The organism is Nocardia sp. NPDC003963, assembly GCF_053605105.1.
Genome location: NZ_JBSGIP010000026.1, coordinates 1 through 9355, shown reverse-complemented (window position 1 = coordinate 9355; position 9355 = coordinate 1). Strand labels below are relative to the sequence as shown.

At 67.9% G+C, this 9355-nt stretch carries 9 protein-coding genes; 4 read left to right on the top strand and 5 right to left on the bottom strand.

From position 1 onward, the window contains the following. Positions 1 to 10 precede the first annotated feature (10 nt). From ACWEWT_RS27690 to ACWEWT_RS27675, 4 genes are read right to left on the bottom strand one after another with little or no spacing between them, the layout of a single operon-like run. Positions 11 to 2863 (bottom strand): HAD-IIIC family phosphatase, encoded by a 2853-nt coding sequence (locus tag ACWEWT_RS27690; RefSeq protein WP_452563262.1) that lies wholly within the window; start codon positions 2861 to 2863, stop codon positions 11 to 13. Next, complete coding sequence (locus tag ACWEWT_RS27685; RefSeq protein ID WP_452563260.1) at positions 2860 to 3876, bottom strand: 3-oxoacyl-ACP synthase; 1017 nt, start codon at positions 3874 to 3876, stop codon at positions 2860 to 2862. Before ACWEWT_RS27685 ends, ACWEWT_RS27690 begins: the two co-directional genes overlap by 4 nt. An 11-nt stretch (positions 3877 to 3887) precedes the next feature. Beyond that, entirely contained in the window at positions 3888 to 5051 is a 1164-nt protein-coding gene (locus ACWEWT_RS27680; RefSeq protein ID WP_452563258.1) for an acyl-CoA dehydrogenase family protein, read from the bottom strand. After that, positions 5015 to 5299, bottom strand: a complete 285-nt coding sequence (locus tag ACWEWT_RS27675; protein ID WP_452563256.1) for an acyl carrier protein — start codon at positions 5297 to 5299, stop codon at positions 5015 to 5017. The genes ACWEWT_RS27680 and ACWEWT_RS27675 overlap by 37 nt, the downstream gene beginning before the upstream one ends. Between ACWEWT_RS27675 and ACWEWT_RS27670 the strand changes: the two genes are divergently transcribed. Together ACWEWT_RS27670 and ACWEWT_RS27665 are read left to right on the top strand one after the other, a co-directional pair. After that, positions 5283 to 5960, top strand: a complete 678-nt coding sequence (locus tag ACWEWT_RS27670; protein WP_452563255.1) for a hypothetical protein — start codon at positions 5283 to 5285, stop codon at positions 5958 to 5960. The two genes, ACWEWT_RS27675 and ACWEWT_RS27670, sit on opposite strands and share 17 nt — an antisense overlap. 337 nt (positions 5961 to 6297) lie before the next feature. Next, positions 6298 to 6810: a hypothetical protein gene (locus ACWEWT_RS27665; protein ID WP_452563254.1), complete on the top strand. Its 513-nt coding sequence runs from the start codon at positions 6298 to 6300 to the stop codon at positions 6808 to 6810. Between the two features lie 925 nt (positions 6811 to 7735). Here the strand turns inward: ACWEWT_RS27665 and ACWEWT_RS27660 are convergent. Beyond that, positions 7736 to 7987 carry an SDR family oxidoreductase gene (locus ACWEWT_RS27660; RefSeq protein ID WP_452563252.1) on the bottom strand — a complete coding sequence of 84 codons (252 nt, stop codon included), beginning with the start codon at positions 7985 to 7987 and terminating at the stop codon, positions 7736 to 7738. On the opposite strand from ACWEWT_RS27660, the gene ACWEWT_RS27655 reads away from it, so the two are divergent. Both ACWEWT_RS27655 and ACWEWT_RS27650 read left to right on the top strand, forming a co-directional pair. Beyond that, the gene (locus ACWEWT_RS27655; RefSeq protein ID WP_452563251.1) at positions 7940 to 8374 is read left to right on the top strand and encodes an ATP dependent DNA ligase; all 435 of its coding nucleotides are present in this window, start codon (positions 7940 to 7942) and stop codon (positions 8372 to 8374) included. The genes ACWEWT_RS27660 and ACWEWT_RS27655 overlap by 48 nt on opposite strands. 14 nt (positions 8375 to 8388) lie before the next feature. Further along, positions 8389 to 9355 (top strand): serine/threonine-protein kinase (locus ACWEWT_RS27650; RefSeq protein WP_452563249.1); only part of this gene is annotated, 967 nt, incomplete at its 3' end.

The following is a 9355-nucleotide window of genomic DNA, read 5'->3' as shown; positions in this document are numbered from 1 at the left end:
TCCTGAGGGGTCACAGCTCGAAAGCTCGGGTTGGGGCGGAGACCTCGGGCTCGGCCGGCACCGCGGCACCGGCAGCGAGCGCATCGGTCTGGTCGCGGATCGTGCGCAGATCGAACAGCTGCCCGACGCGCACCGCGCCCGGCCGGTGTTGTTCGAGCAGCAGATGCAGCACGACCACCCGGTGCGAGTTGCCGCCGATCTCGAAGAACGAATCGTCGAGATCGAAGTCATCGTGTTCGAGCGCGGCGGACCACAGTTCGGCGACCTCGCGTTGCCCGGGTGTCCACTCGGCGCGCGACGGCCCCGGCAGCGGCGGATCGTCAGCCCTGGCCAGCAGGGCGGCTGTGTCGAGCTTGCCCGCCGCGGCGATCGGAATCGTGTCGATCGGCACGAACCGGCTCGGCACCTCCAGCGGAGAGAGCCGTTCGGCGCAGTGCCGGGCCAGTGCCCGCCGACCGGGCGGCGCGGTGCCGGCGGCGGGCACGATGAACGCGATGAGGTCGTCGATCTCGTCGCGGCCGGTGCGTACCACGGTCACCGCGTGCGCGACCCCCGGATGGGTCTCCAGCACCGCCTCCACTGCGTGTCGTTCCACCCGCGCTCCACGTATCTGCACCTGGCCGTCGGCGCGGCCGAGATAGTCGATATCGCCCGCGGCGGTGAGTCGTGCGAGATCGCCGGTGCGATACATCCGCGCGCCGGGTTCACCGGCGAACGGGTCGGCAACGAAACGGGTCGCGGTCGCCCCGGGACGGGCGGCGTAGCCCAGGGTGATCTGATCTCCGCCGACATACAGTTCGCCGATGTCTCCGCGGGTCGTCACCGTCAGCTCCGGTCCCAGCACTCGCGCGGTGTTTCCCGGCAGCGGCCGCCCGATGGGCACCGACGCGGTATCGGTGACCACGTGCCAGACGCAGGTCACGGTCGCCTCGGTGGGGCCGTACTCGTTCATCAGGACGGTGGCGGGCAGCAGTTCGCGATGCCGGTCGGCCAGCGACGAGGACAGCGTCTCGCCCGCGAGGGCGACCACCGTCGGCGCGGTCGCCGCCTCGACCAGAATCGGCAGCAGCAGCCGGTAGTACGACGGCGTGGCGACGAGATGACTCACCCGCGACCCGGCCACGAGCGCACCGACCGCCACGGCGTCGGGCAGCTCCCGGTGGGTCGGCACCACCACGGTCCCACCCCGGGTGAGGGCCCACGGGCCGAAAAGGAGTGCGGCGTCGGCGGTGAGCGGGCAGGTCGACAGCGTGACCAATGCGCCGTCTTCGCACGGATAGTCGCGTCCGGAGATCATCGCGGCCAGGTTGCCGCGGCTGACCACGACTGGTTTGGGTGCGCCGGTGGATCCCGAGGTGGTGATGACATAGGCGGGCGCCGACGCGGGCAGCGGACCGGGCAGCGGACCGGCCGGTGAGCTCTCGCCCAGCGGTATCAGAGCGGGCCGGGCCGACGCGGGGGCGAGCAGTGCCGCCACCTCCCCGCGCGGTGTGGGAGGCGCGTGCTCGTCGAATATCACAGCGGTACAGTCCAGGTCGTCGACCAGTGCACGCACCTGCGGGCCGGCCCGCTCGGGCTCGACCAGACACCACGCCGCTCCCGCGCGTAGTGCGGCCAGCATCGCCACCACCGTCCACACGTCCTGTCGGAGCAGGCACAGCACCACGTCGCCAGGACGCACACCCGCCCCGACCAGACGCCCGGCGAGAGCGGCTGTGCGATCGACGAGCTCGCGATAGGTGAGTGTTTTCCCACCGGAGATCAGCGCGCACCGATCCGGGAACTCGGCGGCCCGCCGCAGCAGACCGTCGATCAGATCGCCGGGCGGCGTCGGCGTATCGGCCGACCGCACCAGTACGTGAGCGGTGTGGGGCGCCACGGTGTGTCCGTCGTGACCGAGTAGTACCCGTTCCGGACCTTGTTCCAGCACGACGAATCCGGCGAAGCGCAGCGTGACGAGCATGACCCGGTTCACCTCGGTCGGCACGAACTCCGCAACACAGCGCTGTCCGCGCGCACCCGCCCGCTCGACCAGATGCGCCAGCAGCGCGCCACCGACCCCGCGCGACATCACCCGGCAGGACATGAGCATCAGCAGCAGTACCGAATCCGTGCCGCGCACCTCGGTGACCGCGAGCCCGATCGCGCCGTACTCACCGAACCGGTCGCGCAAGGTTGCGATCAGCACCTCGTGCGTGGGATCGGCGCTCAGCGCCCGCAACTGCCCGATATCGAAGGTGCGCCCGGTCGTGTTGAGCTGGTGGGTGCGTACCGTGAGTTCGTGCGCACGGTCCAGATCCGCCTCGCGCGCTCGGCGCACGGTCATCACCAGCCCGAGCCCGCGCAGGAATTCGGCATCCGAACCGGCGAAGGACTGCTCGCTGGTCCGTCTGCGCGCTTCGGCACGATAGCGCTGTCTGCGCTCGCGTGCGTCGCGGGTGACGACCGCCGGGCTGAACTCCGCGAGATCCGGCAGACCCGCTACGTCCTCGGCGGCATAACAGCGCACCTGGGGCAGCACCGACGCCACCTCAGCGCGTTCGACCGGATCGTTGTCGACGAAAGCGACAGCATCCAGGCCGATGTTCAGCGACTCCGCGATCCGGCGCACCGCCAGCGATTTGGCTTCCCAGCCGATCTGCGTCGCGCAGAACATCTCCTCGACCCCGTGCGCCGCCAGATGCGCTAGCGCCGGAGCGGGCTCGCCGCGGCTCGCGACCGTGTGCACGATGCCACGCTCGTCCAGCAACCGCAGCGCCCTGCGCGCTTCCGGACGCGGTGCGCGGGCGTCGCCTTCCAGCACCACACCGTCCCACAGTGTGTCGTCCAGATCCCACACCAGGCATTTCACGATCGTGTTCATGAGAATATCCCTCCCTTGTCGCCATCCGGCAGGCGACGCAGCAGGCTGGTGCTCCACGCCGCGACCGGGCTGCTGTTCAGGAGCAGCAGATGATCCCCCGGCGCGCGAGTCCGCGCCGCGAGGTCCAGGTTGACCAGCACATCCACCGAGCCGAGGTGGCCGAATCCGGCGAGATTGCGGTGGCAGGCCGGATCGATGCCGACACCGAGCGCCTCCTCCCAGAAGGCGAACGCGCCGACCGACAGGTTCTGCATCAGTACCGAACCCAGGTCCTCCATACGTAATCCGTTGCGGGACATGATCTCTTTGTTCATCGCGGTGAACCGATTGCGGCTTTCGACCGCGAGCCGGAAGCTGTAGGTGGCCTCATCGGCGCAGGTCTCGCGCCACTGATCCGAAGGTAGGTCGCGGTAGTCGATCCGGAACAGGTCCGCGTAGCGGCCGTCACTGCGCATCTCGTGGTCGACCAACTGATACCGGCCCCGGTTTCCGGCACTGAGCACAACGGCGGCGGCCCCGTCGCCGAGGATCGTCATCGGCGCGCGATAGCGGAGTCGGGTCGGCGCGGTCGCCGCGGCTACGACGAGTACGGTGCGGCACCGTGGGTCGCCGCGCAGCAACGCCGCCGCGAGGGTGAAGGCGGCCGAGATCGACACGCACCCGAGCTCGCCGATCCCGGCGACGAACGCGCGATCCGCGCCGAGGCGTTGCTGGAGGCGCGTGGCTTCGGAGGCGAGCAGATAGCGCGGTGCGCGCCCACCGACCACCAGCAGCGCGTCGAGTTCGCTCGCCGCCAGCCCCGCGCGGTCGATCGCCCCGCGGGCGGCCGCGGCGGCGAGATCGTGCTCCGCGGCGTCATGGTCCGCGGCGTCACCGGCACAGCGCACGGAGGTGATGCCGAGCGACAGTGCATGCGCGCGACGAGCGGGCGGCAGTTCCGACAGCTCGGCGAGATCGGCTACCGCGACAGTGGATTCAGGAAAAGCGGTCGACACCGGACCGAGGGAGATCATGGGTATCGCTCTCAGTTCTCCGGCACGAGGTCCGCCGCGGCACGGGATTCCCCGACGGACCGCAGCACGAACTCACCCAGATCCTGTTCGGCGATCTCGCGGGCGCCTTCGATGATCTGCATGACCTTGGCATCGCGGTAGAAGCGGCCGGCCCGGTTGCCGGGGGCGCAGCCCGCGGCACCCAGCATCTGCACCGCGCGCTCACTCACCGCGCACGCTGCCCGGGCCGCGGCGTATTTCGCGGCGATGGTGGTGAGATGCGCGGTCGGCTCGCGGTCGTCGCGGTCACCGGCCGCGCGGACGCACAGCGCCTCCGCACTCGCCACGTCCACCCAGCTGCGTCCGAGCACGGCACGCACCGATTGGTGGTCGGCGAGCCGGACATCGCCCTGGATCCGGTCGTGCGCATGCGCCGCGGCGTCGCTCAGACACGCCCGCGCCATTCCGGCGCAGCCCCACGCGATCGTGTACCTGCCGTGGTCGAGTGCGGTTCCCAGCACATGCGACAGGCCGAAACCCGCTCGGCCGAGTATGTTCCCGGCGGGCACCCGCGCCGCATCGAAGGTCAGGTGCGCGAGGCGCGCGCCCCGCATGCCCAGCTGATCGGTCACCGGTTCCACCCGCACGCCGGGCTGATCCGTCTCCACCAGCGCGGCAACCGGTCCGTCGTCCGATCGCCCCACCACCAGCACCACATCGGCCAGCGCCCCGAAAGTGACCCATAGCTTGCGGCCACCGACACGTCGCTCGGGCCCGGCACCCGTGAAGCGGGTGGTGATTCCCGAAAGGTCGCTGCCGGCTCCGGCTTCCGTCGCCGCGAGAGCGGCGACCAGCTCACCACCGGTCAACCCGGGCAACCAGTGCGCACGCTGTTCGGAGGTGCCCCAGCGGGCGATCGTCGCCGCGACCAAGCCCTGCACCGTGAACAACGAACGCAGCGAGGTGCACACCGCGCCCAATTCGGCCGCCGTCCGGCCGGTTACCGACGCATCCGCGCCGCGACCGCCGTAACGCGCCGGACTATCCATGCCGAGCACGCCCGCTTCCGCTGCGGCGGACACTATTTCCCGTGGCATCCCCGTGCTGTCCCATTCGGCCGCACCCTCAGCGGCGCGGCGGAGTAGCGACTCCAGCCGGCTCACCTGCCCGCACCGAGGTCTGTGGTGGAACCACATTTGCGGGTGACGAAGGCGGCCGCGCGCCGCGCCGTCCGGAAATTGTCCAGATCCAGGTCGTCGATCTCGATATCGATATCGAAAGTGCCCTCGAGATAGGCGACGATCTCCAGTGCCCGGAGCGAATTCACCAGACCCATACCGAAGTAGTCGTCGTCCGGTCCCAGCCGGGTGGCCGTGACCACACCGAAATACCGCACCAGCCGCTCCACCAGATCCGGAGGTGGTGGGGTGCCTTCGTCGCTCATGAACTGCCCGTCCTCGCCTGGATATCACCTGCCGGATATCCAGGCGAAGCTATCAGCGGGTTGCCCGTCGCGCGTGCCCCCAATTCCTCTGCCGCCAGAACTCCCGGATGAGTTCACCACCGCGCGTGCCGTTCCCGGTCCAGGCCGGTCAGAACCAGGGCATGCCCAGGTCGCCGGCTGTCTCGCCGCTCGGGACTACGGCCCTTCCTTCAAGTTGATGGAACATTGCCGGCTCGGCGATCCGTTCGTCGCAGCCGTCGAGCGCGTGCTGACCTCGCCGACTCGTGTGGTCCGGGCAGGTGGCCATGCCGACAAGGAGTCGGACAGCGCCACCGATCTCTACCGACAAGCCGAGACGGCAACGAAGGTCGCCTCACCCACCGACATTCCGGTCGGCCGGTACGTCATCAACCACGACATACTCGTCCATGTCGACAAATCGACCATCACCCCGAACGCGGTCGGGTGCCCCCTGCACCCGCTGCCGATACTGACCGCCGAAGGCAACGGGCTCGGCTCCGACGACCTGCACGAAGACAAGATCACCGGCGATTACACCCTCGTCGGGACCTGGGCACGCAACCGGATCACCGTAGCCGACACCGAGCCCCATGGCTACCAGCCGCTCACCTTCGACCTGATCGAACTCGAACCGTGGTGACCACCCGCCGACCACTACTGGCCGCGGGCCTCTCGCATCTACCCGCACCGCGGCTACCGGATCGAGCGGCTACTGCACGCCTGTCATCCACAGCGAAAGAAGCCGCAGTCGTACCGAGCCTTTCAATGGGTCCCGCCTCAGAACAATCCGCTCCGGCACCTGTCGTCCCGAAAGTGTCCACGCGGCTGACGCTGCACCGGTTCGCAACGACGCCGACGTCACCGTCGAGCTGGTCGACTCCCGGGTCTTCCCGGTGCGAGGATGTGCACCGAGACCTCAAAGTCCTGCGGAGGCGCCGGACGATGGGATCGATCAGTCGGGTGAAGGGTGGTCGGCCATGGCACAGCAGCCTTTCGGCATTCGGTACGAGCCGGATCGAAGTGATCTGTCCTGGGCATCGAGCTGGGTTCCGGCACCGTTCTCCGACGACGGGGCATCGACCGGCTGGGAAGACATACCCGAGAGCGACTTCCTCGCCTACCAGTTCCGGGCGCAGGTCGACCTGACCATCGGCGGTCACGACTTCTCGACCGTGTGGGCTCCCGTTATGGACTTCGCGCTGGCATGGCAATACCTGCCCGCGGCGCTGAAAATCGAAGACCGGGTCGAAACCTGTATGACCGCGGAACCCCTCGTCTATTGCGTGGAGAGCGCCGGTGTCGACGTGACGATCTCATCGAACCGCCACCCGGGCCGCGTGTCGCTGTCGCACGAACAGTTCGGCGTGATGGTGGATCAGATCGTCGATTCGGCCTTCGCTCTCCTCTACGACCGGCACCCCGCACTTCTGCGGAATCGCTACCTGATCGATCTACGCCGGCGCATCGGACTCGCACCTGTCTCAGGATGAGTCGGTATTCCTGTCCCGGGTCACCGGAAGACGACCACTCCCCGGCACACCGAGCAGCCGCCGGACCCACTCACCGTGGTCGGTCTCTCGCTCGTTGGCAGCGAGAAGCAACCTTCACGGCCGCGACGGTCTCCGCCCCCGTTCTCCGCTGCAAGCGGGCTGCTAGCAAGTTACCGGACAGCGCAATCACCGCACTGATCAGCGGCAATGCTATCGCAGCCCATATTGGCAACGAGACAGACCCGGACACACGCAACCCTTTCACCTGTGAGCTCAGAACCGCTCCGGAGTCACGGATCAGCCCGTCCTGGCCCACCGCGAGCCGCTCTACAGCCGAAAGAACTCTAATTTTATCGGCTACCAACAAATTCCGTCGCACACTGCCGTTACAGTGGGTTGCGAGACAACGCAGCCAGTTTGGCCATTCGCCAGCTGCCGGGATGGGACCCGTGCGGCAGCGCTGGTACCCCTGGAGTTGCGGGGGCAGGTGGATCTTGTGATCACCTCCCCTCCCTACGGTAGCTCCCTGCACGGCCAGGTCCGAGCCAACGGCAAAGCCCCCGTGGTCAAAAGGAATCACCGTTACGGGGCGGTGCTCGATCGGGGCGACCTCGCCGACGTCGGAATCGGCCGGCTGCTGTCCGGATTCACGAAAATCCTCGCCGGAGCCGCCGAGTACCTCTCCCCGGGTGGCTATGTCGTGGTCACCGCCCGACCGTGGCGCCAGCACGCCGAGCTGGTGAACCAGCCCACCCATTTGCACCGGCACCACCCGGGCCCGGCAGGAATGAATCCGCACCGCGAGGCGATCACCTCGGCTCGAACCCGGGAGGATAGGCCGCTACAGCTCTTGGTTGGCAAACAGTGCCATGCGCTCGGACTTTCCACGGCTTCTGCCGGGCCGGCGGGCTTGCGCCTGCGCGGCTCAGATCTGGGCGGAGCCGCCGTCCACGGCGAGCTCGGAGCCGTTGACACAGCTGGACGCGTCCGAGGCGAGGAAAACAGCCGCCGCGGCGATCTCTTCGGGTTCGGCCAACCGGCCGAGCGGAACCGACGCCCCAGCGGTGGCGACCGTCTCCGCCGAGATCAGGTCCACCGAACCCTGCGTGCGGGTACCGCCGGGGAAAGCATGTTGATCCTCGGGCTGACCAAGCAGTCTCTCGACATCACAGACCATCTCACCTGCGAAGCGAATCAACAGCCGCGACTGATCACACGGCGATGCCGAAATCTACATCCCGCTCCGCACCAACCTGACTGCCGAAGACCCTTCGCACCCCCTGTTCGAAGGGCTGCGCACTCGAACCTATTCGGCACGTTCTCATATTTCGCCCTACCAGTACCGGGCCGGCACACACCAGGCCGGCAGTTCGGCTCCTTGCTGGTGGCCGCGCGCGACCGGGAGGGACAGCTGCAGCTGTTGGGGACGGTCGGTGTCGGATTCTCCGACGCGGCCCGGACCGCGCTGCAACGTGAGCTGGATGGGCTCGCTGTCGAGGCACCGCCGGTCGCCGGCGAGGTGCCCTGGGGCGCGCGACCCGGCCGCGCCCGAGAATGCGGCTAGCTATGCTTGGCCCCATGCTCGCACGGGGGACAGTCTTTGCCGGATATCGGATAGAGCACATGCTCGGCTCCGGCGGCATGGGCGCGGTGTATCTGGCCCGCCATCCGCGACTACCACGCTGGGTCGCGTTGAAAATCCTCTACAACACGGCATTCGGTGGAGTCGAGTTCACGAAGCGGTTCGAACGTGAGGCCGAGCTTGTCGCACGTCTCGATCATCGCAACATCGTCACGATCTACGACCGCGGCTTCGAACTGGACAACCCTTGGCTCTCGATGCAATACGTCGATGGCCAAGATCTGGCGAGGGTGATCGCGCAGGAACGTCCATCGGTGGCCAGAGCGGTGTACATCCTCGGTGAGGCCGCCCGCGGACTCGACTACGCGCACCGCGCCGGCCTGCTGCACCGTGATGTCAAGCCCGCCAATATTCTCGTCGCACCCGGCCATGACGACGAAGACGATGAAGAAAGGGTGCTGGTCACCGATTTCGGCATCGCTCGCGCCTTGGACGACTCCGCATCACTCACCGCATCCGGATCCGTATTGGCGACACTGGCCTACGCCGCGCCCGAACAGCTCCAAGGAGGTGATATCGACCATCGAGTCGACGTGTACGCCCTGGGTGCCACCTTCTTCGAAATGCTCACCGGAGCGCCGCCGTACCCTCGGTCGACGCCGCTCGCCGTGATGCACGCACACCTGTCCGAGCCGCCGCCGAAACCATCGACGATCAACCCCCGGTTGTGGGCATTCGATGACGTGATCGCCAAGGCCATGGCCAAGGACCCAGCCGATCGATTCCAGACGTGCCGGGCGTTGGCGGATGCGGCAACCCATGCGCTCGAGGGCATGGCATTGCCACGCACTCCCCCGGTAACCGGCATGACCGGGGGAATACCGATCGAAAACCGCAATGCTGTGACAACCGTTGCGGCGCATTTCCACCGGGAACCACCCGTCGCCGCACAACCCCCTGGTG